Genomic DNA, 24,784 nt, shown 5'->3' on the forward strand with positions numbered 1-24,784 from the left:
GGCACCTCCTCGACGCGGATGTCACCGGGCGCATGCATCACGGCCGCAAGCATCTTCTCGGGCACGATGGTCCTTTCTGGCTGGAAAGCGGTCAGGAAGAGGAGGCTTGGGCGAACACGGTGTCGCCGACGTGCTTCGACGCGTTGGACGGGTCGACGAGGGCGGTACCGGCATCCACGTACTCGGGCACCTTCTCCCCCTTGTCGACCTTCATCGCGGTCTGCACGGCCAGCGTGCCCATGCCGAGCGGATCGTTGAGCGCGGTGGCGACGTACTGCCCCCCGTCGGCGATGGCCTTCACCGCCTCCATGAGGCCGTCCACCCCGGCGACCTTGACGTCGTCCCGGCCGTCCTCCCGCAGCACCTGCAGCGCGCCGACCGCCATGTCGTCGTTGTGCGCGTAGACGGCCTTCACATCCGGGTTGGCCTGCAGAAGGTCCTGCATGGCGCTGACCGACTTGGCGCGGATGTAGTCGCTGTACGGGCCCTTGACGATCTTGATCTTCGGATTGGGCTTGACGCCCTGCCGGAATCCCTCGCCGCGGTCCCGGGACACCGCGCCTCCGGCGTCGCCCGGGATCTCGATGACCTTCCCGCCCGCGGATCCGAGTGCCTTGGCCACCCGCTCGCCGACCAGCCGGCCCATCTTCACGTTGTCGCGCCCGACATGGGCCTTGGCGCCCGAGGGCACCGGCCGGTCCAGCGTGATCACCGGAATCCCGCCGGACTCCGCCGCCGCGATCCCGGCGGCGACGCCCTTGGGGTCGACCGGGTTGATCAGCAGGATGTCCACGCCGCGGGTGATCAGATCCTGGATGTCGTTGTTCTGCTTGGTCACGTCGCCGTTGGCGTCCGAGAACAGCAGCTCGGCGCCCGCCTTGTCGGCGGCCTGCTGCGCGCCCTTCTTGAGCTCGACGTAGAACGGTGACTGCTGGGTGACCTGGCTGAAGCCGATCACCACCTTGCCGTCGTCGTCCCCGCCGCCGCCCGAGCCGGACGGGTCGGTGGACACCGAACAGGCCGAGGCCGCGGTGACGAGCGCCGCCATCGCCCCGATCAAGAACATCCTTCGCATGTCGCCCTCCCGGGTTCGTGTTGCGGGTCACACCGTAAAAGCCCAGTTCACCGGATCGCAACATATGCGTATCCGTTTGCTCATATGAGCGCCAAAGCCCGGCAAGGCGGTCTGACCAGCGCACTCACCGGCGAGACGCGGATGCGTGGACGCCACACCCCTCCAGGTCCTCAGCGGTCGCGCGGCGCGGTGCCACAGCGCCTTGTCCGGACTGCACAAGCGGCCGGGCCCGTCGGGCCGATTCGTACTACGCGGCCGGTGGAGACGGCTTCCTAACATGACCGCGGAGCGCCGCAGACGTGCGGCGTCTCGGTGATCCAGGGGGCGCGTGATGAGCGGCAAGCTGCGGAACTTCGTCGACGGCGAGTTCGTCCCGGCGGCGGACGGCGGCCGGATGGAGATCGTCGACCCCGCGTCCGGCGAGGTCTACGCCACGGCGCCGCGGTCGGGTCCGGAGGACGTCGACCGGGCCTGCGCGGCGGCGGAGCGGGCGTTCGCCGGATGGCGGCGGACGACTCCCGGCGAGCGGATGGCCCACCTGCTCCGCATGGCGGACGCGATCGAGCGGCACGCGGACGAATTGGTCGAGGTCGAGTGCCGCGACACCGGCAAGCCGCCGGCGCTGACCATGCGGGAGGAGGTCGTGCCGATCGTCGACCAGCTCCGGTTCTTCGCGGGGGCGGCCCGGATGCTGGAGGGGAAGGCGACGGCGGAGTACGTGCGGGGGCACTCCTCGTCCGTCCGCCGCGAACCGGTCGGGGTCGTCGGGGCGATCGCGCCGTGGAACTACCCGGCGATGATGGCGGTCTGGAAGTTCGGTCCGGCCCTGGCCGCGGGGAACACGATCGTGCTCAAGCCGTCGGACACCACCCCGGCCAGCGCGGTGTTCCTGGCGGGCCTCTTCGCCGGGATCCTGCCGCCGGGCGTGTTCAACGTCGTGTGCGGCGACCGGGAGACCGGTGCGGCACTGGCCGCGCATCCCGTCCCGGCGATGGTGTCGATCACCGGGAGCACCGCGGCGGGCCGGGCCGTCGCCCGGTCCGCGGCCGACACCGTCAAGCGCGCCCACCTGGAGCTGGGCGGCAACGCGCCGGTCGTGGTCTTCGGGGACGCCGACATCGAGGCCGCCGCCGCGGGGGCCGGGTTCGCCGGGTACTTCAACGCCGGGCAGGACTGCACCGCCGCGACCCGGGTGATCGTGGCGGAGGAGGCGCACGACGCGTTCGTGGACGCGCTCGTCCGGCAGGTGCGCGAGGTGGGCCTGGCACCGGACGAGGCCGACGACGGCAGGCTGTACATCCCGCCGGTCAACAACCCAAGCCAGCTCGCCCACGTCGGCGGGCTCGTCGCGCGGGCGCCGTCGCACGCGCGGGTGCTGACCGGCGGCGAGGACGCGGGCGGGACCGGCTACTTCTACCGCCCGACGGTGGTGGACGGGGTCACCGCGGCGGACGAGCTCAGCCGGACCGAGATCTTCGGGCCGGTCGTCACCGTGCAGACGTTCAGGGGCGAGGCCGACGCGATCCGGCAGGCCAACGACTCGCCGTACGGCCTCGCGTCCAGCGTGTGGACGCGCGACCACGCACGGGCGCTGCGCCTCTCGGGCGCCATCGACGCCGGTCACGTCGGCGTCAACTGCCACCTGCCGCCGGTCCACGAGATGCCGCACGGCGGCGTCAAGCAATCGGGCTACGGCAACGACCTCTCGCTCTACTCCGTCGAGGAGTACACCCGCGTCAAGCACGTCCTGTCGGCGCTCGGCGAGGAGTCCGGATGACGCGCCGAGCGAACCGTCCCGTCCCCCCTCGCGCTTGGAGGCCCGCCCGATGACGGACGCACCGAGGACCGGTCCGGTGGACGCGACGAAGGTCCCCCGGTACGGCGGACCGGACACGTTCGCCCGGCTGCCGCGAACCGACCAGGTCGGCGACGTGGACGTGGCGATCGTGGGCGTGCCGTTCGACACCGGGGTCTCCTACCGGCCGGGGGCGCGGTTCGGCCCCGGCCACGTCCGCGCGTCCTCGAAGCTGCTGCGGCCGTACCATCCGCCGCTCGACGTCGAGCCGTTCGGCCTCCAGCAGGTCGCCGACGCGGGCGACATGGGCGTGAACCCGTTCGACATCGAGGACGCGATCCGCACCATCGAGCGGCGGTCGGACGAGTTGCGCGCCGACGGCGCCAAGCTCCTGACGATCGGCGGCGACCACACGATCGCGCTGCCGCTGCTCCGGTCGCTGCACCGCGACCACGGCCCGATCGCGGTCCTGCACTTCGACGCGCACCTGGACACCTGGGACACCTACTTCGGCGCCCCGTACACGCACGGCACGCCGTTCCGCAGGGCCGGCGAGGAGGGCCTGCTGGATCCGGCGCACTGCATGCACGTCGGGATCCGCGGCCCCTTGTACTCGCGGGAGGACCTGGCGGACGACGGCGTGCTCGGGTTCCAGATCGTCCGCGCCGACGACTACGAGACCGGCGGGACGGCCGCCGCCGTCGAGCGGATGCGGGCCCGGCTCGGCGACCGGCCGGTGTACGTGTCGGTCGACATCGACGTCCTGGACCCGGCCCACGCGCCCGGCACCGGGACCCCCGAGGCGGGCGGCCTGACCAGCCGGGAACTGCTGGTCACGCTGCGGGGCCTGGCCGGCGCGAACATCGTCGGCGCCGACATCGTCGAGGTCGCCCCGGCCTACGACCACGCCGAGATCACCGGTATCGCCGCAGCTCACGTGGGGTACGAGCTGCTGAGCGTGCTCGCGGCCGGCCGCGCCGGGGACTCCGCGCCGAACGAGGAGTGAGCAGTGGAGAACGCGCACAACGCCAAACCCGCCTTCGTGTGGTCGCCGAGGGAGTGGCCGTCGGAGCACGCCTACGCCGACCCGGACGCCGAGGAGGTGTGGTGCTACACCGACCGCTTCTCCTACTTCCCCGGCGAGACCGTCACCTTCCACCTGAGCGCGAGCGTGCCGGCCTTCACCGTCGAGATCACCCGTGACGGCCTGGCCCCAGAGACGGTGTGGAAGCGCGAAGACGTCACGGCCGGCCGCTTCGAGGCGCCCGCCGACGCCTACGCCCGGGGCTGCGACTGGCCCGCCGGGCTCAGGCTGGACGTGCCGGACGACTGGCGTCCGGGCTTCTACATCGTCACGGTCCGCGCGGTGCTGAGCGACGGCGAGGTCTGGGAGCGCGAGCACTTCTTCGTGGTCAAGGCCGCTCCCGGGCGGCGGCCGAAGGCGGCGATCGTCCTCACCACCGGGACCATGCTCGCCTACAACGACTGGGGCGGCGCCAACCACTACCGCGGGCTGGGCGACGACCCGCGCGAGGACGAGGGCAGCCCGCTGTCGTCGACCCGGCGGCCGATCGCCCGCGGGATGATCCGCAAGCCCGCGGGGGCGCCGCGCGAGGCGAACCACCTCACGCTGCCGATGAACGGCGCGCCCCGGTACGCGTCCTACGAGTGGGCGCGCCTGAACGGCTACAGCCGCCACCACGCCGACGCTTTCTGGGCGACCTACGAGCGGCTGTTCGTCCGGTGGGCCGAGCGGAACGGCTACGAGCTGGACTACCTCACCCAGCACGACCTGCACGTCGACGAATCGGTGCTCGACCCCTACCGCTGCGTGGTCGTGGTGGGCCACGACGAGTACTGGAGTTGGGAGATGCGCGACGCCGTCGACCGGTTCGTGGACGGCGGCGGCGGTCTCGCGCGGTTCGGCGGCAACTACCAGTGGCAGGTGCGGCTGAGCGACGACCTGACCACGCAGTTCTGCTACCGGCTGCCGTCCCTCGACCCGGACGCCGCCCGGTCGCCGCGGACGGCGACCACGGTGTGGGAGGCCAAGTCCGTCGGCCGGCCGGGAGCCTCCACGATCGGGCTGAACGGGCTGGGCGGCATCTACACGCGCTACGGGGTCGCCACCCCGAGGTCGTCGGGCGGGTTCACCGTCTACCGTCCGCACCACTGGGCCTTCGCGGGGACGGACCTGTACTACGGCGACCAGCTCGGCGCCGCCCCCACCTTCCTGGCCGCGTTCGAGGTGGACTCGGTGGAGTACACGTTCCGGCGCGGCCTCCCGTACCCGACGTTCGAGGACGGCGCGCCGGAGACGCTGGAGATCCTCGCGATGACCCCGGCGGTCCGCGGCGAGGAGGACCGGTTCGGCGGCCTGCTGCCCATCGGCGGGCCCGAGGAGGAGGTGTACGCCTACAACCGCGAGCTCGGCGACGACCTGCCCGACTACGTCCACGAGGGCGAGATGCGCGGCGCCGGAATGGTCGCGGCGTTCACGCGGGGCCGCGGGGAGGTCTTCAACGGCGGTTCGACGGAATGGCCGTACGCGCTCCACGTGGGCGACCCCTATGTCGACCGCATCGTCCGCAACGTTCTCGACAGGTTCCTTTCATGACAATCACCGATGTCGTCCGCCTCTCCCCGGAAACCGGAGTGGCGACGGTTCCCCCCATCGAGGGGTACGAGCTGCTCTCTCCGGAATGGACAGAGACGGAATACCTCGCCTACGGCGGGCCCGCCCGGGAGTACTCGGGCGGATACTGGACCGGAGAGCCGGGGGCGGTACGCATCGATCCCTGGCCCTACGACGAGATCTGCGTGCTGCTCAGCGGCCGGGTCGCGGTCGTCGACCTGGACGGCGGGCGTGCGGAATTCGGCGCCGGCGAGGCGTTCTTCATCCCGCAGGGATTCCGCGGCGACTGGGTGACAATCGAGCCCACGAGCAAGGTCTTCGTGGCTGTCACCCGCTGAACCGGTCATTACCCGGCGCTAACCGTCCCGCCCTTACGGTGGCATCGTGGTCCCCCTTCGCCTTTTCGTGAACCGGCTGTCCCTGCGGCCGCTGGGAACCACCGACCCGTCCGGCCGGTGGGTGCGCTGGGTGCATGTCAGCGAGCTGGCCGACCCGTCGCCGTTCCTGCGCGGCGGGGAGCTGCTCCTGCTCGCCGGGACCGGCTTCCGTCCCGGCGAGAGCCGCGAGTACGTGCGGCGGCTGACCGAGGCGGGGGTCGTCGCGCTCGGGTTCGGGGTGACGCCGGTCTTCGACGCCGTGCCGCCGGAACTCGTCGCCGCGTGCGACGAGCTCGGCATGGCCCTCCTGGAGGTGCCGCCGCAGGTGCCGTTCGCCTCGATCGTCGAGCTGCACCACGGCGAGCTGGTCCGCGCCGAGACCCGCGACCTGAAGCACCTGTCGGACGGCCAGGCGGTGCTGATCCGGGCGGCCGCCGGAGCCGGGCCGCTCAAGGCCGTGGTCGAGCGCCTGGCCGAACTCCTCGACGGCTGGGTCCTGGTCGTGGACCGCAACCGCGGCCGGACCTGGTCCGTCGGGCCCGTCCGGCGGGACGCCGAGGTCGCGCGGGCGCTGGACCGCGCCTGCGAGAGCAGGGCGCCGACGAGCGCGGCGCTGTCCACCGCCGGGGAGCACATCGAGATCCAGCGGCTGCTCGGCCCGGCCCCGGCCGGGTACGCGATGGCCGTCGCCCGGCGCCGCCCGTTCACGGTCGCCGACCGGGGCGTCGTCGGCGTCGCCGCCTCGGCGCTCTCGCTGTTGTTCACCGCCCCGTCCGCCACGGGCTCGCCCGAGGCGCTCGGCGCCGCCGTGGTGTCCGGCCTGCTGCGGCTTCCCACGCTCGCGCACGTCCTCGCCGACCCGCTCGACCTGCCCGAGGACGTGCCGTGGCGCGTCGTCCGCGGCGTGCTCGGCGAGCCGCCGGGCTCCCGGGAGACGATCATCCAGCGGCTGTCCGCGCTGCTCGGCACGCCGTTCGTCGACCAGGACGGCGACGCCTTCACCGCGATCGTCCCGGCCGCCGGAGACGACGAGGCCGGCGGCGGTTCCGTCGACGACCTGCGGCGGCTGCTGGACGAAGCGGGGTTCCTGGCCGGGATCAGCCGCCCGCATCCCGCCGCGGACCTCGACCCCGCGTGGGGCGAGGCCGGTTCCGCCCTCGACGGCGCCCGCATCCAGGGCCGGGCCGTGGTCGCCGGGGCCGAACTCCACGGCGTGATGGCGCTCCTGGATCCGGGCCAGGCGTCGCGCCATGCCGACCGGCTCCTGGCGGCCCTCGATTCCGCCCCGTCCAAGGACTCCGGCCTGCTGCTCGGCACGCTGCGAAGCTGGCTGGCGCACCACGGCAACTGGGACAGGACGGCGGTCGACCTCGGCGTGCACCGCAACACCGTCCGGCACCGGATTCGCCAGATCACCCGGCTCCTGGGCCTGGACCTGACCGACCCGGACGTCCGCATGGAGCTGTGGTTCGCCCTGCGATGGCGGAGCCGGGCCCGCTGACGCCCCACACCATGTCCACCTCCTGGCCACCCGGGACGATTCGTACAACATGGCGGACTCGCTGGGGTTGAACGTCCACTTCTGCCGCCCTCGGCCGCTGCATAACTTGGCGCAACGGGCTCCCGTTGACTCCCGGAGGGGAATGGCCATGTCGACAACCCCAGGCACCGACCGTCTGGCTGCCAACGCGATGGGGACGAAAGATCTCGTCTTCACGGTCCTGGCTGCCCTGGCACCCCTGACCCTGATCGTCGCCGTGGCACCGCTGCATTTTCTGAAGGGCGGAGCCGCCGTTCCGGGCGGCTATCTCGTGGCGGGCGGCGTCATGGCGCTCTTCGCGGTCGGATTCATGACGATGAGCAGGTACGTCCGCAACGCGGGGGCGTTCTACGCGACGATCGCCCGGGGCCTCGGCAAGCCGATGGGGTCCGGGGCGGCGACGCTGGCGATGCTCGCCTACAACGGCCTGCAGATCAGCACCTACGGGGCGCTCGGCCTCTACGGCGCCGACTCCTTCGAGAAGTACACCGGCACGTCCCTCCCGTGGTGGGTGTTCGCGCTGGTGGCGATCGTGCTGGTGGCGTGGCTCGGCTTCCTCGGCATCCACACCAGCGCGAAGATCCTCGGGGTCCTGCTCGTCCTTGAGATCGCGGTGCTCGTGGTGATGGCCGGCTACGTGATCGCCAAGGGCGGCGCGGGCGAGACGTCGTTCACCTCCTTCTCCCCGGAGACGGTGCTCACGCCGTCCAACGCGGCGATGTTCGCGCTGGTGTTCGGCGCCTTCATGGGCTTCGAGTCCACGGCGATCTTCAGCGAGGAGGCGCGCGGCGGCATCCGGACGGTCCGGCGCGCGACCTACACGGCGGTCGCGTTCATCGCGGTGTTCTACGCGTTCATCACCTGGACGATCGTCCACGCGATCGGCGCGGGCGGCGTCGGCGCGGCGGCCGAGCAGGACACCGCCGGCCTCGTCACCGGGATCTTCGACCGGTACACCACCGGCCCCATCACCTCGGTGATGGAGATCCTGCTGCTCACGAGCGCGTTCGCGGCGCTGCTGGCGCTGCACAACGCGGCGAACCGGTACATGTTCGCGCTGGGCCGCGAGGGGCTCGTGCCCGCCGCCCTCGGGCGCACCCACCCGCGCAGGCGCTCCCCGCACGTGGCCGGCGCCGTGCAGTCCCTGCTGGCGACGGTCGTCATCGTGGCGTGGGCGGTGTTCGGCCTCGACCCCTACCTCGAACTGCTGCTCTGGGGCAGCGCGATCGGCTTCTTGGGGATCATCGCGCTGTGGGCGCTGTGCTGCCTCGCCGTGATCTCCTTCCTCCGGCGGAAGGCTCCGGAGAGCGGGCTGTGGCGCTCGCTGATCGCCCCGGGCCTCAGCTTCGCCGCCCTCTGCCTGATCCTGGGCCTGGCCATCGCCAACGTTTCGCTCCTGACCGGTGCGGGCACGGCGACCAACGCGGTGCTGCTCGGGCTGCTCGTGATCGCGTTCGCGGCGGGCATCGCGGCGGCGGGGTCGCTGCGGTCGCGGGACCCGCGGCGGTATTCGAAGCTCGCGGAGACGAACTTCGACGAGGCGGCGGACGAGCCCGCCGTCCCGGCAGGGCGGACATGACCTGGGAACGCGGCTACCGGGCGCTGGACCTCACCGGGTCATGGAACGCGCCGATGACACTGCTCGACGACGTGGACGCGACGTTCACCGGGGAGCGGCGGCTCTACGGGCTGCCGTTCCGCTTCGGCGACGACCTGGAAGGCGCGTCCCTGCTGCGGGTCACCGGTGACACCGCGATCCCGGTCGACGCGGACTGCCACTGGATCATCGTCGCGCATGCGCTCGAGGAGCCCGGCCTGTTCGAGGGCGCCCCGGTCGGCGAGACCGTCGTCCGGTACACGCTCCGGTACGCGGACGGCGGCACGGAGACGATCCCCGTCCGGCAGCGGTTCGAGATCGGGCCCAGCCCGCGGCTGTGGCAGGGGCGCCCGATCCCGCTCGACTGGGGCCAGACCCCCTTCCTCGCGCTGCCCGACGCGCAGCACCGCCTGATGCACCGCACGTGCGGGCGCTACGACGCGGCGGGCGCCAGGTTCGTCGACATCGACGATCCGCAGGCCCGCACCCCGTACGTGCTGCCGTACCGCTTCTACCTGTGGCCGTGGCGCAACCCGCACCCCGAGCGCCGGGTCGCCGCGATCGAGGTCGCCTCCGCCGGACCGCCGGTGCTGATCGGCGCGGTCACGCTCGGCGGCCTGCCGGAGGACCCGTTCGGCCGGACGGTGTCCCGCGAGCTGGTCTTCTCGCTCGCCGACGGCTCCGTGGACGAGGACGTGGCGGTGGTCGTCGACCGCGGCACCGCCACCTACGCCTACCGCACGGTCGACGACGGCAGTCGGCCGTCCCCGCCCGCCTGGGGCGGCGCGACCAACCCCCGCAGCGGCTACGTCAGGGTCGCCGCGACACCGTCCGCGACCGTCTCGCTGGAGGTCGGCGGCACCACGAAGGCCAGCTTCACCTGGGGCGACATCCTCGACCGGGGCCGGACCGTCACCGCGGACGGCACCGAGTGGCACCTGCCCGACCCCGGACGGGCCTGGATCAAGGGCACGGTCGTGGACGACGCGACCGGCGAACCGCTCGCCTGCCGCCTCCACTTCCACACGCCCGAGGGGATCCCGCTCGCGCCCCACGGGCACCACGCGCACATCAACTCCGACGGCAACACCTGGAACCTCGACATCGGCGGTGACGTCCGCCTGGGCCAGCGCACCTACGCCTACGTCGACGGCGAGTTCGAGGGCTGGCTCCCGCACGGGCGGGTCATCGTGGAGGCCGCCCGCGGCTTCGACTACGTGCCGCTCCGCGAGGAGCTGACGATCCGCCCCGGCCAGCGGACGCTCGACCTGCGCCTCACGCCGTTCCACGACCCCGAGGCGGACGGCTACGCGGCCGGGGACACCCACGTCCACTTCGTCTCCACCCACGGCGCCGAGCTGGAGGCCCGCGGCGAGGGCGTACGGGTGACGAACCTCCTGATGAGCCAGTGGGGCCACCTCTACACCAACACCGAGGACTTCACCGGCCGCCCGCACACCTCCGCGGACGGGACGACCCACGTCTTCGCCGGCCAGGAGAACCGGACCGCGATGCTGGGCCACATCAACCTGCTCGGCCTGCGCGAGCAGATCCGCCCCTGGACCACGGGCGGCGCCGAGGAGTCGGATCTGGGCGGCGGCCTGGAGACCACGCTCGCCCGGTGGGCCGACGAGTGCCACGCCCAGGGCGGGACGGTCGTCCTCGCGCACTTCCCCGTCCCCAACGGGGAGGCCGCCGCCCTGATCGCCACCGGCAGGCTCGACGGCGTCGAGATGATCGCCTACGACGACTACAACATCGCCCAGTACTACCGCTATCTCAACGCCGGGTACCGCCTGACCCTGGTCGGCGGCACCGACAAGATGAGCAGCGAGGTGCCGATCGGCCTCGTCCGCACCTACGCCAGGGTCGCGGACCCGGCGACCATGGACTACTGGGAGTGGTGCGCCGCCGTCCGGTCGGGCGACACCGTCGTCACCAGCGGCCCGCACCTGCGCCTCTCCGTGGACGGGGCCGCGCCCGGCGCCGTCCTCACCGGCGCCCCCGGCCGCACCGTCCAGGGCACCGCGGCCTTCCACTCGATCTTCCCCGTCGACCGCCTGGAGATCGTCGTCAACGGCTCCGTCGTGGAGTCACGGACCTGGCCCGTCCCCACCGAGACGGGCTCGCTCGACTTCGACCTGCCCCTCGGGGAGTCGTCGTGGGTCGCCGCCCGCTGCTACGGCCCCGGCGACGGCGTCGCCCGGCACAAGGACGTCTGGGAGCGCCCGATCATGGCGCACACGTCCCCGGTCTACCTGGCGGCCGGGGACGCCTACGAGCGCACCGACGAGGGCGTCCTCACCGAGATGCTGCACCTCGTCGACGGCGTCGAGGAGCACGTCCGCGGCCGCGCCAGGACCACCTGGCCCGGCCCGGCGGACCACCGCCACGGGGCCTGCGACCACGTCGGCTTCCTCCTCGCCCCCTTGGCGGAGGCCAGGCGGACGCTTCTCCAGCGCCTCCCCGCCCGGGATCGCCCGGAGAGCGGGTGATCAAGCTCTGACGACGCCCCGGTGGGCGTGTTGCCCGGCCCTCTCCCCGGGCTCGTCCGGCCGAGGGGCGCGGATCTCGATGCGCCCGCTCTGGACCCGCGTCTCGTAGAAGGGCTGCGGCGAGCTGGCCGGGCCGCGTTCGATGCCGCCGTCGCCGAACCGGAACGTGCTGCCATGCCACGGGCAGGTGACGCAGCCGTCCTCGATCGTCCCCTCGCCGAGCGGGCCGCCCATGTGGCTGCACGTGTTGGCCAGGGCGTACACCTTGCCGTCCATCCGGTGGAGCAGGACCCGCACGCCGTCCGCGGCCGCCGTGCGGTGCGCGCCTTCGGGCAGTTCGGCGTCCGCCAGGACCGGCGTCCACTCCTCCGGGCCTTCCAGCCACGCGGTGCGGTTGACGTTGACGCCCCTGGAGAAGGACAGGTGACCGCCGAGGTAGGCGCTGGCCGCCATCACCCCGAGCCCGGCGAACCCCAGGGCCTTGCCCTTGCCGCGGTCACCGCGCCTGCGCGCGGCGAGGGACGCCGCGTACAGCATCAGCGCGGCGGAGTTGGCGGCGGCGTGGACCAGCCCGACCCGCCGCTCGCCCCCGAGCGTGTCGGACCAGTCGTTCGCCCCGGTGAGGGCGGTGGGCACGGCCGCGGCGATGCCGGCCGTCACCAGCAGGTCGGCCGCCGGCTCGGCCTCCCGGCCCCCGACGGCGTCCAGCAGCCCGGCCATGGTCCACGCGCCGATCGGCACGTCGGTGAGCATCGGATGCAACGGATGTCCCAGATTGGTCCCGCTGAGCAGGTTCCGGACGACCTTCGGCCGGACCACCCGCTTGACCATCGAACTGCTCGGCTTGGCGACCTTGTCCAGCGCCTCCGCCTTCTCCAGCCGAAGCGCCGCCTTCTGCGGCACGCTCATGACGTCTCCCCCCAGGGCACGAATCCATACGCCCGCGTCCTATCCGCCAAACCCCTCCCGAAACCGGCCACCCCGGTCGGTATGGTGGTGGAGGCTCCGGGGTGCGTTCCGGGGCCGCGGTGGTGGGGCTCGCCGTTCCCGTCCCTCTGGGCGGGATAACCGTGACCCGCGCCCGGTTCTCCGGGCGCGGCGCCAACAGTCCCTACCTGATGACGACCGTCATGCCGGTAGGGAGACTCCATGCCCGAACACCACACTGCTTCGACGCTGGCGGCGATCTCGGCCGGGGCCGTCATCGGCGCGCTGGCCCGCTACGCCGTCACCGCCGCGCTGCCGTCCGACCCCGGCGCGTTCGCTTGGGCCACGTTCATCATCAACGTCTCCGGGTGCCTGCTGATCGGGGCGCTGATGGTGGCCGTCACCGAGGTGTGGCGGGCGCACCGGCTGGCCCGGCCGTTCCTCGGAGTGGGGGTGCTGGGCGGCTACACCACCTTCTCCACGCACATCGTCGAGGCGCAGCAGGCGATCCAGGTCGGCGAGCCCCGGACCGCGCTGGCCTACCTGGCGGCGACCTTGGCTGCCGGGCTGGCGGCGACCTGGGCCGGGGTCCGGGTAGTGCGCACGGCGGTCCACGTCCGCGGCACCGACCGCACGAGTCTGGAGGGACGGGGCTTGGAGGGGCGCCGGTGAGCGCGACGACCGTGCTGCTGGTCGCGCTGGGGGCGGCGGTGGGCGCGCCTCTGCGCTACCTGGCCGACCGAATGGTGCAGTCCCGCCACGGCAGCCCGTTTCCCTGGGGCACCTTCACCGTCAACACCTGCGGCTCGGCACTGCTGGGCTTCCTGGCCGCCGCACCCGCCGGGCACGGGATCATGGCGCTGGCCGGAACCGGGTTCTGCGGCGCGCTGACCACCTACTCCACGTTCGGGTACGAGACGATCCGGCTCGTCCAGAACGACGCCCGCACCTACGCGACGCTCAACACGGCCGCCTCGATCGCGGCCGGGCTGGGCGCCGCCTACGGCGGCATGGCCCTGGCCCAGGCCGTGATCTCCTGACGGCCCGGAGCGAGGGGCGGGCCGTCAGCTCGCGAGTGTCCGGGCCGGTCGAACTCGACCGGCAGGTGCTTCACGCCGGAGATGAACGTGGAGGTCAGCCACTCGGGCCGCTCCGCGTTCCGCAGCCCGCAGGGGGCGACCGCCTACGTGGACGCCGACCTGCACCGGCCGGACGAGGTCCTGTAGTCCGCGCGGCAGAGACTGGACTTCGACCGGCCGATCGCGCTGATGCTGATGGGGGTCCTCGGCCACCTCGACCCTACGAGCGGGCCCGCGACATCGTCGCCACCCTCGTCGACGCGCTGCCGTCCGGCTCCCATTTCGCCATCGCCGAGGCCGACGACACCCACCCGCCGCTCGTGGAGTCCATGCGCGCCTACGCCGAGTCCGGCGCGGTCCCGTACCGCGCCCGGAGCAGATCCGCGGGTTCTTCACCGGCCTGGCCGCGGTGACCCGCAAGCCCTGACACGTCCCCGCCGGGCCTCTGCCACGACCATTCGAGCCCACGCAACCTCCGCACCAGTTCCACAAGCTCGGCGCGGCTCAACACACGCCATTCCACCACAAGTAATCCTTGCAATTATTGGTCGGCTCTCCCGTGCGGAATCACGCCACCATCCCACTCGAGACGAATTGCGTCGCGCCGGTGCGGAGCTGCTCGGCGTCGAGACGCGGCTGCGGGGCGAGGTCATCCATCGTGTCCAGCTTCTTCCGCACCTCGCTCTCATAGCTGATCAGTTTCTTTTCGCTCACCATCGCCTGCTCGTAGCCTTCTGCGATGCCTTCAGCCTCGGGACGCCCTTGCAGAGCCTTCAGCTGGTCTTCAAACTGCCGGCGGGTTGAACCGGAATCAGCAACCTTCCGCTGAGCTTCTGCCAGTTCCACAAGCAGCTCGTCGTGCTTCTTCTGGACTTCCTGGAGCTTCGCACTCAGCAGCTCACTGGTATCTGCGGACCGTTCGCGACGCTTGCGGCGACCACTGCCGAATCTCATACGACCACCTTGCCTGTGCCGTCACCCGGGGAGGCCAGACGGCTGCACTCCACCCGCTCGGCACACCGCTTCCCCAGCGGGTGTCAAAGTAGCGAATCCCCGAGGACACATCCGGTCCCGATGCCTTGCGGACGGTTCGGGTGTCAGCGGTTGCGGACGGCCTTCAGCTCGATGTCGAGGTCGAAGGGCAGGGTGGCGGTGATGCGGTCGTGGTGGACGCCGGTTGCGACGTATCCGCCCGTGGCGTCGTCCAGCTCATAGGTGTAGACGGCGAACGCGGGCGCGGTCTGGTCGGTCTCCACCCGCCAGTAGTGCCGGATCCGTGCCTCCGCGTACAGGGCCGGCTGCATCCGCCGGTCCTTGCGCTTGGTGGACGGCGACACCACCTCGGCGACGAGCGTCACCAGCTCGGCGGGAATGGGACGTTCGTAGACGTCATGGGCGGCGGAGTACACGACGATGTCGGGAGCGATCTCGACCGGCTCGACCTCGTCATCGCTTAGGAGGACGTCCACGTCGGTGTCGACCTGCCAGGCGTCGGGAGCGGCGTCCTCGATGCGAGTCGCCAGACGCCGCGCGATGCGCTGATGGATCGGGCGGGGCCGTGGGCTCACGACAAGTTCTCCGTGGATGAGGCTCACGCGTACCGGGAGGTCTTCGGGAAGCGCCTCGTAGTCCGCCCGAGTCCAGTTGTCACCGGACGGCAAGGGGAGAGTCAGCGCGTGCATGGCTCGTCGCGCCTCCGGTTGTGTGGGTGCGGTTACTAGCTCAGAGTACCTTCAGCACGTCTTCCTGGGCCTCTCATGACCGGGTCTGCCGCCGAAGGCTTGCGGTCAGTGTGAGGGAGCGGAGGGAGGCTGGGAGTGCCGCCCCTCCGCTGGGGTTCATGAGCGGTCTATGACGGCGAAGACAATCTTGCCCGCGTTGTTCGCCAGGGGGCGGACGCCCCAGCAGCGGGCCAACTGCTCCACGATCAGTAGGCCGCGGCCGACCTCGGTGATCATGTCGGGTTGCCGGACGTGGGGGAGTTCGCATGTGGCGTCCTGGACCTCCATCCACAGCGCGCCGTCTTCGGTACGGCCCAGGCGCAGTGTCACGTCGCCGTCCTCTTCTGACGCGTACCGCAGGGCGTTGGTCACCAGCTCGCTCGCCACCAGGCACGGCGCGAAGTCGTCCATGCCCCACTGACCCGACACCAGCCGCACGAAGCGGCGCACCTCCCCCACGACCTCGAAGTCCTGCTTCACCACCATCTCGCCCGTCGCCGCCTCGCCCATGATCGTCTCCTCACTGTCTGTGGCGTACAGCACACATTCAGCCACTATCGGAGCTACGATCGGCATGCGTCCGCTAAGTGGAACGGAGCGGCATAGCGAGAGGCGTATGTGCAAGTTACCGAGAGAGGTAAGTGGCCATGGCCGTACGACGCCAGCGTCCCGATGAGTCCCCCGCCCTCGTCGCATTCGGACGCCAGATGCGGCGGCTGCGGGAGGCCAAGGAGATCAAGCAGGAGACGATCGCCCATCTGACGAAAGTGAGTCCCGCCCAAGTCAGCCGGATCGAGGGTGGCAAGAAGCGCGCGACGCGAACCTTCGTGGAACTCGTGGACGACTACCTGGAGGCCGGCAACTCGCTCATCAGCCTGTGGGAGGACCTCAACAGGGACGGCCACCCGGTTCCCATCTGGTTCGACTGGCCCCAGACAGAATCCGAAGCCGATGAACTGGTCACGTGGGAACACACCATCGTTCCTGGGCTACTCCAGACTCCGGCCTACGCCCGCCAATTCCTCACCTCGGAGGAGGCCGTGGAAGCCCGCATGGCGCGCCAATCCATCCTCACTCGCGAGGACGCGCCTCCCACGGTGCTCACCGCGCTGCTGAGCGAGAAGGTACTCGGCCACCTGGTGGGCTCGCCTGAGGTGATGCGTGAACAGTTCGAGCGCCTGCTGGCCCTCAGTGAGCTACCCAATGTCACCATCCAGATCGTCCGCAACAATGGGCGTCCGGCGGGCACGGGCGGCGCGTTCGTGGTGGCTACCATGGAGGACCGGAGCGAGGTCGCCTACATGGAGACGACGGTACGAGGCATCACGACCGACACCCCCTCGGACCTCGCCAAGCTCTCCGAAACGCTCCGAGAGTTGCGAGCGAGGGCCCTCCCCGAAGACATGTCCCGGGACATGATCAGAGAGGCATTGGAGAAATGGACCTGAGCAACGCCACCTGGCGCAAGGCAAGCCACAGTGGCGAAAACGGCGGCAACTGCGTCGAACTGGCCGGACTCCCCGGCGCGGTGGCGGTGCGGGACAGCAAGGACCCGGGCGGGCCCGTCCTCCTGCTGACCCGCGCCGCCCTGCGGACGGCCGTCCAGCCCGCCGCCAAAACACACTGACCGTCCAGCAACACCCCCCACAGGTCGGCGATAACCATGAGCGGCCGGCCGGAGCCCCGCATGCTGATCGTCCGCCCTCCTGGCCAGGCCGGGAGTCGCCCACCAACTGGGCCAGTTGGTCAGAACCTGGTAGTGCGGACTGGCTGGTCGGGGTCGGTTCTAGGGTGGGGTGGTGGGTGAATCGGTCGTCGTGGTCCGTGGCGCGGGTGTGGAGTTGGGTGGCGTTCCGGTGTTGCGGGGGGTCGATCTCACGGTCGCGCCTGGGGACGTGGTCGCCGTTGTCGGTGCCAACGGTGCCGGGAAGACGACCTTGCTGCGCTGCCTCGCGGGGTTGCAGCGGGCCGCGGGCAGCGTGGGAGTCCTGGGCCGTCCGCCGGTTGATTCTCCGGAGTTCTGGCGGGACGTCGTCCTGGTCGGCGACGAGCCCGCCTGGTATCCGGGGCTGACCGTCCGGGAGCACCTGGAGTTGATGCGCGCGGTGCACGGCCCCGGACGGCTGGAGGTGCGGGCGGGCCTGGAGCTGTTCGAGCTGGCCGGTTGCGCCGACCGGGCGCCGTCGTCGCTGTCGACCGGGCAGCGCCAGCGGCTGTCCCTGGCCATGGCGCTGCTGCGGCCGAGCCGGTTGCTGCTGCTGGACGAACCGGAGCGCGGGCTCGACGCGGCGTTCCGGGAACGGTTCGCGAGGCTGCTCGCCGAGTACGCCGCGGACGGCGGCGCGGTGGTGATGGCGACGCACGATCCGCGGTTCGCCGAGGGCGCCCGGCACGTCACGCTGGCTGCGGCCGCGTGACCGGGGCGGCGGAGGTCCGGACGTTCGTGCGGGCGCGGGGGCGCGGCCGCCGCACCTGGTCGGATCGGTACATCGCCCTGCTGGGCGCCGGCCTGCTGGTGGTGGTGGCGTCCCCGGCCGTCGGCCGCGCGGTGTCGGCCGTCCCCCGCGATGTCGACCCCGGCCGGGCGGGCGCGGGCCTGGCGCTGATCGCTCTGCTGCTGGCCGGGGCGCTGGCCCTCGCGCGCACGCTCGGGCCGGTGGCGGTGTCGGCCGCGGACGCGGCGTGGCTGGTGCTCTCGCCGCTGGCGCGCCGGAGCGTGCTGGCCCGGACGCTGCTGATCCTGGCCGTGGTGAGCGCCGTCGCCGGGGCCGCCGTCGGCCTGGCGCTGCTGAGCGCGCTCGGCGCACCGGACGCGCTGCCGCTGCGGCTGGTCGCGGCCGTGGTACTGGGGACGTCGTGGACGCTGGGCGGGATGGCGACGGCCGTCCTGGCGCAGGCGTCGCCGCCCTGGGGCGGTCGGCTGGTCGCGGTCCTCGTCGTCCTGGTGGTCGCGGCGGTCGCGGCGGCGGTCATGAGCCTGGGGCCGGGGCAGGGGGTGCTCTCCGGCATCGCGTCCGCTCCCCCGGCGGCCTGGGCGGGGGCGGCGTGCGCGTCGGCGGTGGTGGCCGCCGTCCTCGCCGGGCGGTTCTGGGCGGCCGTCCGGCACATGCCGGCCAGCGCCGTCCTCGACGCGTCGACCCGGACGGGGGACGCGGCGAACGCGCTCGTCCTGGACCCGGGCGCGCTGACCTGGATCGCCGAGGACGCCCACTGGCGGTCGCGGGTGCTGCGGTCGCGCGCGTGGCCGCCGCGGCTGCGCGGGGCGGCGGCGGTGGCCTGGCTGGACTGGCGGCGGCTGGCGCGGCGTCCCGGACGGCTCGCGCTTATCGCGGCGGCGGCCGCGCTGCCCGTGCTCGCCGCTCGGGCGGGCGGCGGGACGGCGGGAGCGCTGGTCGTTCTCGCCGCGGGCGCGCTCGCGGTCGCCTCGGCGGGCACCGCGGGAGCGCGCCGGGACGCCGGGGACGCGGCACTGGCGCGGCTGCTGGGCGCCGGTCCGCGCGCACTCCTCGCGGCCCGTGCGGTGCTGCCCACGCTGCTCGGCGGCTCCTGGCTGACCCTCGCGCTGGCCGGGCTGGACGCCTCGGCCACCGGCCCCTTCTGGCTGCTCGGTCCGCTGTGCGCACCGGCGCTGGCGGCGGGCGCCCTCCGGCTGGCACGGCGCCGCCCGATCGAGCACACGATGCCCGTCGTCGAATCGCCGTTCGGGGCGGTGCCCCTGGGCCCGGCGCTGTGGGCGGTGGCCGGTGCCGACATCGCCGTTCTGGGCTGCCTTCCGGCGTTGGCGGCCTTCGCCGGCGGGGTGAGCGGCCCCTTGCTCGCGGCCCAGTCGGTGTGCGGCGCGGCGGTGCTGGCGGCCTACTGCGCGGTCCCGAGAGGCGGGTAGGCGCGGCTGCGCCCGGTCCCGGTGACCGATGCCCGTTACGTCCCACCTGGTGGGTACTCGGGCTCATCCGTCGAGCTCGGAGCGAAAACTGGGGCCCTCGGTTTGGGTAAAGAACGTCGCAAGAGCGCCTGGGTATGGGCACCATTGCGTGTGGAGGGGAGCGGAGGGGCGGGCCCGGGGGACGCCGCCCCTCCGCTGGCCTTCGCCTGCGATGCCCCCCGGCTCGGCCGACCAGGCATCAGGCATGGAAGTCGCGGATGACCCGGTCGTAGACCCTGCCTCCCTTGACCGTCAGGACGTGCACTTCCACCTCCAGCCCTTCGGGGAGGTTGCCCGACCCCTGGCTCCAGGGGGTGCAGTACGGGGAACGGTGCCCTCGTGTGGTGACGTAGCGGTGACCGCCACCTGACCAGTAGAGATGGACCGTGATTCCCAGTCCGTCGGCCGTGTCGTCGCAGGCGCGGATGGCGTCGCCGGGGCGCCCCTCCTCGGGATCGGCCTGCCAGATCCCGTATCCGCCGACGACGTTCATCCGCACATCCGCGAGGGCTGGTCCTTGCAGCGCGGACATCAGCAGGAGCGCACCGCCGACGGCCACGGACGCGCGTGGTATCGCTCTTTTGAGGATCATGCCTGCCCCCCTGATCGTGGGTGTGACGAACGGTGTCGAAAGACCATGTTCGGTCCGCGTCGACGGATTCGAGGGCGTCCTTCGGTCAAGGCCGAATGACCCGGCTCAAGCCGACCGCGCCAAGGTCCACCGGCCACTCCACCTCGTTGTTCAACCAGAGGGTTGACGTCTTGGGACAGCCGGACATAGGCTCTTACTAAACCGAACAGTTGAATAAGGAGTACCGGTGGTGGACGACCAGCTGTCCCGAGTCTTCGCGGCACTCGCCGACCCGACGAGGCGCGGGATCGTCGCCCGGCTCGCCGCGGGGGACGCCACCGTCGGCGAGCTGGCCGAGCCCTACGACGTCTCCGTCCAGGCGGTGTCAAAGCACATCAAGGTGCTGGGCGAGGCCGGCCTGGTGAGCCGGACAAGGGACGCCCAGCGGCGGCCGTGCCACCTCGAAGCGGAGGTCTTCGACCTGATGACGAAGTGGATCGACCGTTACCGCCGGCAGGCCCAGGAGCGCTATGAGCGCCTGGACGCCGTCCTCGCCGAGATGCAGGACGGCGTCCGGCCCACACGAAACCCACAGCAGGGAGAAGCATCATGAACGCGAGCACCGGCCGCTACCAGGTCTCGATCGAAGCCGACCCGACCGTGCCGGTCATCCGCATGACGCGGGACTTCGACGCCACGCCCGCGCAGCTCATGCGGGCCCACACCGACCCCGAGCTGTTCGCCCGCTGGGTCGGCCCGGACGGCATGGAGACCAAGATCATCGCGTGGGACGCCACGACGGGCGGGCGCTGGCGCTACGTCTCCGCGGCCGGCGGCGAGGAGTACGGCTTCTACGGCTCGTTCCACGAGATCGGCGAGGACCGGATCGTCCAGACCTTCACGTTCGACGGCCACTCCGACAACGTCGCCCTGGAGACGGTGCGGTTCGAGGACCTCGGCGGCGGCCGCACCCGGCTGCACGCCCAGTCGCTCGTCGACAGCTTCGAGAGCCGCGACCAGTGGATCGCCAGCGGCATGGAGACCGGGGTCGAGCAGGGCTACGCCAAGCTCGACGCCCTCGTCGCCGGGATGTGAGCGCGGACGAGCGACACCGTCATTGACCGGCCGCCGCACCCGGCGCGCCGGTCAATGGTGCGCGGGACCGGGCCGGGCGGTCAGCGGGCGCGCTGGTGGATGGTGACGAGGATGCCGTCCCCGTAGGTTCTCGACTCGGTCAGCGCCCAGGTGGTCTTGTCGGATGTCTCCGTCCAGAGCTTGCGGCCGTGACCGAGGAGCACGGGGAACCACATGAGGCGGATCTCGTCGACCAGATCGGCGGCGAGCAGGCTCTGGGCGAGCCGGATGCTGCCCGCGACGGAGATCTCGCCGTCGACGTCCTTCCTGAGCCGGGTGACCTCCTTGGTCAGGTCGCCCGAGAGCACCGTGGTGTTGTTCCAGGCAGGATCGGTGAGCGTGCTGGAGACGACGTACTTCGGCATGCCGTTGTACTTGTCGGCCAGCTCGCCCTCCTCCGCCGGCCACGCGGAGGCGAAGCCCTCGTAGGTCGCGCGGCCCAGCAGCAGCGCGGCGGCCGCCACCGCCTCGTCGGTCTTGAACTGCTCGCCGTCGTCCCCGCGGTCGAAGGCGAAGCTCCAGTTCGGATACTTGAAGTCCTCGCCGCCGGGCGCCTCGACGACGCCGTCCATGGAGATGAACTCCGTCACCACGATCTTTCCCATGTCAGGCTCCCCGGATGAAGTCGCGCAGCGCGGGCGCGAGGACGTCTGCGGTCGTGCTGTGGTTCTCGCCCGGGACCGCCTTCAGCGTGGCGGTCGGCAGATGCGCGGCCACCGCCTTCGCGCCCGCGGCGAGGTGCGGCCACGTGTCGGTGCCGTGGAGCACGAGCATGGGCACGCGGACCTTGTTCCAGAGGTCGGCGCGGAGCGGCTTGCCGGACATGGTGTCCCCGACGTTGCGGCCGTCGTAGGCGATCGTCGGCGCGATCGCCTCCAGGCCCGGCCAGAAGTCGGCGCCGCGCACCTCGTCGACGGCCTCCTCGGGCATACCGGCGGTGGCGGTCATGAACAGGGCCACGGCGTCCCCGGGCCGTCCTTCGGCCACCGCCGCGTCGAGGCGCTCGACATAGTCGGCCGGGAGCGGCGGATGCGCGTCGTCGACGATGACCGGCGGCTCCCACAGCACCAGGCGCGCGGCGGCGAGACCGGCCTGGACGGCGTTGAGGGCGAGCAACCCGCCGGACGACCAGCCGTACAGCGTGGCCGGACGCCCCCCGCCCGCCTGCTCGATGACGGCGGCGAGATCCTCGAACTCGCGCTCGACGGCGTAGGGGGCGGTGTCCCCGCTCTCGCCGCGTCCGCGCCGGTCGAAGCTGATCACCTGGAACTCGTCCTTGAGCAGCTCCGCCGTCTCGGCGTTCTCGGGGGTCGTGGCACGGTAGGCGGTCGCGCCGTCGATCAGGACGACGAGGTCGCCGTCGCCCCAGGTGGTGTAGGCGATGGTGGTGCCATCGGCCGAGGTGACAGTGCCCTCCGGCATCAGGTCACACCTTTCTACGGTCGTTACGGGCGCCGCGGTGGGCGACGAACACCGACCCTAGAAACGCTCGTCCCCCTCGATCTTGTACAGAAGCGACAGGGGTTCGCCGGCGTCATCGGGCTTCTGCAACTGCGTCGCCGTGCGGCCGATGAACCGCTGCAGCGACCTCGCCATATGCGGCTGGTCGTAGTAGCCGAGCCGGTGCACGACCTCCAGGGACGGATGTCCCTCCCCGAGCAGGACGGCGGCGTGCCGGGCCCGGTCGATCTGCCTTATCGCGCCCTGCGTCAGGCCCGTGGCGGAGGCGACGCGCCGCTCCACGGACCGCGCGCCGACCTCGGGGACGCCTCCCCGCACGACGTCGTCGACGAGCGGATCGCGCCTGAGCACGCCCTCGCGCACCAGCCTCCCGACGAAGTCCTCCGCCGTGTCGAACCCGGGCAGCGCCCATTCCTCGCCCCGCAGGACGAAGCGGCGCCCGTCGACGTGGGGGCTCTCGACCTCGGCGTCGACGAGCTTCGGGACCGGCAGGTGCGGCATCGACGTCCCGTGCGCGAACAGGATGCCGAACGACTCGGACTCACCGATCAGCCTCGCGGTCGACGCCGACGTCTCCGGCCCCCGGACGGCGGCGTGCAGGACGCCCTGATACCTCCAGAAGACGAGTTCCCAATGGGACGTCGCCACCGACGTCAGCGTCCCCGACGCACTCGCGTACCCGCGCCACACCCGCGCGACGTACGGCGAATCGGACTCCCGATGCTCGCTCTCGATCGGCATACGGCACGCTCCCCCAGGCAACGTCTCGTCGATGCTACCGACTCCTCGATCAAGACAGATCACCCCAAAGCGACGCCTACCCCAGGAAATGCTGACGTGCCGCGCGTTGTTAGAGTTGACGGGAACCGCAGGTCACGTGCATGGAAACGGGGGGCGTCGTGGACGATCTACGCCTTCGCCTGACCCTCGCCGTCCTGCGGGAGTGGCATGCACGGCCGTTGCGGACGCTGGAGCACCGCCCGAACGGCACGAACGGCTACGTCAGCAGGTGGGGCACGATCGCCTGCGTCAGTCCACCGGAAGCCGGCTGAGCCGACCGCCGCACGCGGAAGCACCCGCCCGCCGGGCCCTCGGACCCGGCGCTCGCCAGCCTGCCGTTCGTCCCCTTCTGGAGATCTTCGCTGATGTACGCCCTTACCCGGGTGACTGCTGCCCTGCGTTCGGACACCGTCAGCGGCGTGCTGCTGATCGGCGCCGCCCTGATCGCGCTGCTCTGGGCCAACTCGCCGCTGGCCGGCTCGTACGACGCCGTCCGCTCGTTCAGCTTCGGCCCCGCCGGCCTGCACCTGGACCTGAGCGTCCAGGCGTGGGCGGCCGACGGGCTGCTGGCCGTGTTCTTCTTCATCGTCGGCAACGAACTCAAGCACGAACTGGTCCACGGGGAACTGCGCGATCCCCGGCGAGCGGCGCTGCCGATCGTGGCCGCGTTCGGCGGCGTGGTGGTCCCCGCGCTGGTGTTCCTGGCGTTCACCGCCGGCGCGTCCGGCGGGGCGATGAACGGCTGGGGCATCCCGATGGCCACCGACATCGCGTTCGCGCTGGCCGTCCTCGCCGTGGTCGGACGGCACCTGCCCGCGGCGCTGCGGACGTTCCTGCTGACGCTGGCGACCGTCGACGACATGTGCGCGGTGATCGTCATCGCCATCGCCTACACGACCGGCCTCAGCCTGGGCGCGCTGGCGGTGGCCGTGCTGGGCCTGGCCGTGTTCGGCTACCTGCAGAACGGCCGCGACCGTTTCGTCCTGCGGGTCCGGGCGGCGGTGCCGGGGTGGCTGCTGTTCGGGCCGCCGGCGCTGGCGATCTGGGCGCTGATGCATGCTTCCGGCGTGCACGCCACCATCGCCGGAGTGGCCATGGGCCTGCTGATGCGCACCCACCGGCGTGCGGGGGAGACGGCGTCGCCCTCGCACCGGGCCGAGGAGGCGCTGCGGCCGCTGTCGTCGGGGATCGCGCTGCCGGTCTTCGCGCTGATGGCCGCCGGGATCTCTCTGTCGGGAGCCACCGGCTTCTGGACCAGCGCCGTCACCTGGGGCGTGCTGGCCGGACTGGTCGGCGGCAAGATCCTCGGCATCCTGGGCGCCTCCTGGCTCGCCGCCCGCTTCACCAGCGCCCACCTCAACCCCGATCTGACCTGGAGCGACATCGCGGGCATCGGCGCTCTGGGCGGTATCGGCTTCACGGTCTCGCTGCTGATCGCCGAACTGTCCTACACCGACGCCGGCCGACTCACCGATGCCAAGGGCGCCATCCTGCTGGCCTCGTTCCTGGCGTCGCTGCTGGCGGTGCTGATCCTGAGCGTCCGCAACCGCCGTCTCCGGCGGAGTCCGCGCCCCACCGACCAGCCGACGACGGCGGCCGTCTGAGACCGGACGGGCGCGGATCGATCACGTCGCCTCCTTGGGGCCGCCGGGTTCGGGCGGGCGGAGGGGGAGGA

Annotated in this window: 26 protein-coding genes; 17 read left to right on the forward strand and 9 right to left on the reverse strand. The window is 71.8% G+C overall.

What is annotated here, in order from left to right:
- Positions 1 to 91: 91 nt before the first annotated feature.
- Positions 92 to 1,075 carry a substrate-binding domain-containing protein gene (locus tag E1281_RS18260; protein WP_207943342.1) on the reverse strand — a complete coding sequence of 328 codons (984 nt, stop codon included), beginning with the start codon at positions 1,073 to 1,075 and terminating at the stop codon, positions 92 to 94.
- 331 nt (positions 1,076 to 1,406) lie between these two features.
- On the opposite strand from E1281_RS18260, the gene E1281_RS18265 reads away from it, so the two are divergent.
- The 7 genes from E1281_RS18265 to E1281_RS40335 all read left to right on the forward strand — a co-directional run bounded on the left by E1281_RS18265 (position 1,407) and on the right by E1281_RS40335 (position 11,514).
- Positions 1,407 to 2,852 (forward strand): aminobutyraldehyde dehydrogenase, encoded by a 1,446-nt coding sequence (locus tag E1281_RS18265; RefSeq protein ID WP_131879749.1) that lies wholly within the window; start codon positions 1,407 to 1,409, stop codon positions 2,850 to 2,852.
- A 49-nt stretch (positions 2,853 to 2,901) separates the two neighbouring features.
- Positions 2,902 to 3,876 carry an agmatinase gene (gene speB / locus E1281_RS18270; RefSeq protein ID WP_131879751.1) on the forward strand — a complete coding sequence of 325 codons (975 nt, stop codon included), beginning with the start codon at positions 2,902 to 2,904 and terminating at the stop codon, positions 3,874 to 3,876.
- Between the two features lie 3 nt (positions 3,877 to 3,879).
- A complete protein-coding gene (locus E1281_RS18275; protein WP_131879753.1) occupies positions 3,880 to 5,487 on the forward strand; it encodes a N,N-dimethylformamidase beta subunit family domain-containing protein in 1,608 nt (535 codons plus the stop codon).
- The gene (locus tag E1281_RS18280; protein ID WP_131879755.1) at positions 5,484 to 5,843 is read left to right on the forward strand and encodes a cupin domain-containing protein; all 360 of its coding nucleotides are present in this window, start codon (positions 5,484 to 5,486) and stop codon (positions 5,841 to 5,843) included. Before E1281_RS18275 ends, E1281_RS18280 begins: the two co-directional genes overlap by 4 nt.
- 46 nt (positions 5,844 to 5,889) lie before the next feature.
- A complete protein-coding gene (locus E1281_RS18285; protein WP_131879757.1) occupies positions 5,890 to 7,383 on the forward strand; it encodes a PucR family transcriptional regulator in 1,494 nt (497 codons plus the stop codon).
- Positions 7,384 to 7,531: 148 nt separating this feature from the next.
- The gene (locus E1281_RS18290; RefSeq protein WP_165958987.1) at positions 7,532 to 9,001 is read left to right on the forward strand and encodes an APC family permease; all 1,470 of its coding nucleotides are present in this window, start codon (positions 7,532 to 7,534) and stop codon (positions 8,999 to 9,001) included.
- Positions 8,998 to 11,514, forward strand: coding sequence for a CehA/McbA family metallohydrolase (locus tag E1281_RS40335; RefSeq protein ID WP_165958988.1), 2,517 nt, complete (start codon positions 8,998 to 9,000; stop codon positions 11,512 to 11,514). The genes E1281_RS18290 and E1281_RS40335 overlap by 4 nt, the downstream gene beginning before the upstream one ends.
- Here E1281_RS40335 and E1281_RS18300 read toward each other — a convergent pair whose 3' ends face one another.
- On the reverse strand, positions 11,515 to 12,423 hold the full coding sequence (locus tag E1281_RS18300; protein WP_131879761.1) for a Rieske 2Fe-2S domain-containing protein: 909 nt from the start codon (positions 12,421 to 12,423) through the stop codon (positions 11,515 to 11,517). It lies immediately after the preceding gene.
- A 240-nt stretch (positions 12,424 to 12,663) separates the two neighbouring features.
- On the opposite strand from E1281_RS18300, the gene E1281_RS18305 reads away from it, so the two are divergent.
- Both E1281_RS18305 and E1281_RS18310 read left to right on the forward strand, forming a co-directional pair.
- Positions 12,664 to 13,113 (forward strand): CrcB family protein, encoded by a 450-nt coding sequence (locus E1281_RS18305; protein ID WP_131879763.1) that lies wholly within the window; start codon positions 12,664 to 12,666, stop codon positions 13,111 to 13,113.
- Complete coding sequence (locus tag E1281_RS18310) at positions 13,110 to 13,481, forward strand: CrcB family protein (protein WP_131879765.1); 372 nt, start codon at positions 13,110 to 13,112, stop codon at positions 13,479 to 13,481. The genes E1281_RS18305 and E1281_RS18310 overlap by 4 nt, the downstream gene beginning before the upstream one ends.
- A 606-nt stretch (positions 13,482 to 14,087) precedes the next feature.
- On the opposite strand, the gene E1281_RS18320 is transcribed toward E1281_RS18310, so the two are convergent.
- The 3 genes from E1281_RS18320 to E1281_RS18330 form a co-directional block, all read right to left on the reverse strand.
- Positions 14,088 to 14,474 carry a hypothetical protein gene (locus E1281_RS18320; RefSeq protein WP_131879767.1) on the reverse strand — a complete coding sequence of 129 codons (387 nt, stop codon included), beginning with the start codon at positions 14,472 to 14,474 and terminating at the stop codon, positions 14,088 to 14,090.
- Between the two features lie 143 nt (positions 14,475 to 14,617).
- On the reverse strand, positions 14,618 to 15,202 hold the full coding sequence (locus tag E1281_RS18325) for a Uma2 family endonuclease (RefSeq protein ID WP_131879769.1): 585 nt from the start codon (positions 15,200 to 15,202) through the stop codon (positions 14,618 to 14,620).
- Positions 15,203 to 15,358: 156 nt separating this feature from the next.
- Positions 15,359 to 15,784, reverse strand: coding sequence for an ATP-binding protein (locus E1281_RS18330; RefSeq protein ID WP_165958990.1), 426 nt, complete (start codon positions 15,782 to 15,784; stop codon positions 15,359 to 15,361).
- Between the two features lie 104 nt (positions 15,785 to 15,888).
- On the opposite strand from E1281_RS18330, the gene E1281_RS18335 reads away from it, so the two are divergent.
- From E1281_RS18335 to E1281_RS18350, 4 genes are all read left to right on the forward strand, one after another.
- Positions 15,889 to 16,689: a helix-turn-helix transcriptional regulator gene (locus E1281_RS18335; RefSeq protein WP_131879773.1), complete on the forward strand. Its 801-nt coding sequence runs from the start codon at positions 15,889 to 15,891 to the stop codon at positions 16,687 to 16,689.
- Positions 16,680 to 16,868: a DUF397 domain-containing protein gene (locus E1281_RS18340; RefSeq protein ID WP_131879775.1), complete on the forward strand. Its 189-nt coding sequence runs from the start codon at positions 16,680 to 16,682 to the stop codon at positions 16,866 to 16,868. The genes E1281_RS18335 and E1281_RS18340 overlap by 10 nt, the downstream gene beginning before the upstream one ends.
- A gap of 208 nt (positions 16,869 to 17,076) precedes the next feature.
- On the forward strand, positions 17,077 to 17,658 hold the full coding sequence (gene ccmA, locus E1281_RS18345) for a heme ABC exporter ATP-binding protein CcmA (protein WP_279433625.1): 582 nt from the start codon (positions 17,077 to 17,079) through the stop codon (positions 17,656 to 17,658).
- Positions 17,655 to 19,124 (forward strand): DUF6297 family protein, encoded by a 1,470-nt coding sequence (locus tag E1281_RS18350; protein ID WP_243717086.1) that lies wholly within the window; start codon positions 17,655 to 17,657, stop codon positions 19,122 to 19,124. The genes ccmA and E1281_RS18350 overlap by 4 nt, the downstream gene beginning before the upstream one ends.
- A gap of 238 nt (positions 19,125 to 19,362) precedes the next feature.
- Here E1281_RS18350 and E1281_RS18355 read toward each other — a convergent pair whose 3' ends face one another.
- Entirely contained in the window at positions 19,363 to 19,755 is a 393-nt protein-coding gene (locus E1281_RS18355) for a hypothetical protein (protein WP_131879778.1), read from the reverse strand.
- Between the two features lie 226 nt (positions 19,756 to 19,981).
- On the opposite strand from E1281_RS18355, the gene E1281_RS18360 reads away from it, so the two are divergent.
- Together E1281_RS18360 and E1281_RS18365 are read left to right on the forward strand one after the other, a co-directional pair.
- Positions 19,982 to 20,347, forward strand: coding sequence for a metalloregulator ArsR/SmtB family transcription factor (locus E1281_RS18360; protein ID WP_207943343.1), 366 nt, complete (start codon positions 19,982 to 19,984; stop codon positions 20,345 to 20,347).
- On the forward strand, positions 20,344 to 20,829 hold the full coding sequence (locus E1281_RS18365; protein ID WP_131879782.1) for an SRPBCC family protein: 486 nt from the start codon (positions 20,344 to 20,346) through the stop codon (positions 20,827 to 20,829). Before E1281_RS18360 ends, E1281_RS18365 begins: the two co-directional genes overlap by 4 nt.
- A gap of 80 nt (positions 20,830 to 20,909) precedes the next feature.
- Here E1281_RS18365 and E1281_RS18370 read toward each other — a convergent pair whose 3' ends face one another.
- Genes E1281_RS18370 through E1281_RS18380 form a run of 3 tightly spaced genes read right to left on the reverse strand, consistent with a single transcriptional unit; the run spans position 20,910 to position 23,070 of the window.
- Complete coding sequence (locus E1281_RS18370) at positions 20,910 to 21,473, reverse strand: dihydrofolate reductase family protein (protein ID WP_131879784.1); 564 nt, start codon at positions 21,471 to 21,473, stop codon at positions 20,910 to 20,912.
- 1 nt (position 21,474) lies between these two features.
- A complete protein-coding gene (locus E1281_RS18375; RefSeq protein WP_131879786.1) occupies positions 21,475 to 22,290 on the reverse strand; it encodes an alpha/beta hydrolase in 816 nt (271 codons plus the stop codon).
- A gap of 57 nt (positions 22,291 to 22,347) precedes the next feature.
- Positions 22,348 to 23,070, reverse strand: a complete 723-nt coding sequence (locus tag E1281_RS18380; protein WP_131879788.1) for an AraC family transcriptional regulator — start codon at positions 23,068 to 23,070, stop codon at positions 22,348 to 22,350.
- Between the two features lie 140 nt (positions 23,071 to 23,210).
- On the opposite strand from E1281_RS18380, the gene E1281_RS40340 reads away from it, so the two are divergent.
- Together E1281_RS40340 and nhaA are read left to right on the forward strand one after the other, a co-directional pair.
- On the forward strand, positions 23,211 to 23,381 hold the full coding sequence (locus tag E1281_RS40340; RefSeq protein WP_165958991.1) for a hypothetical protein: 171 nt from the start codon (positions 23,211 to 23,213) through the stop codon (positions 23,379 to 23,381).
- Between the two features lie 111 nt (positions 23,382 to 23,492).
- Positions 23,493 to 24,713: a Na+/H+ antiporter NhaA gene (gene nhaA, locus E1281_RS18385; RefSeq protein ID WP_347813292.1), complete on the forward strand. Its 1,221-nt coding sequence runs from the start codon at positions 23,493 to 23,495 to the stop codon at positions 24,711 to 24,713.
- The last annotated feature ends 71 nt before the right edge of the window (positions 24,714 to 24,784 follow it).

This window comes from Actinomadura sp. KC345, assembly GCF_004348515.1.
Taxonomy (GTDB): Bacteria; Actinomycetota; Actinomycetes; order Streptosporangiales; family Streptosporangiaceae; genus Spirillospora.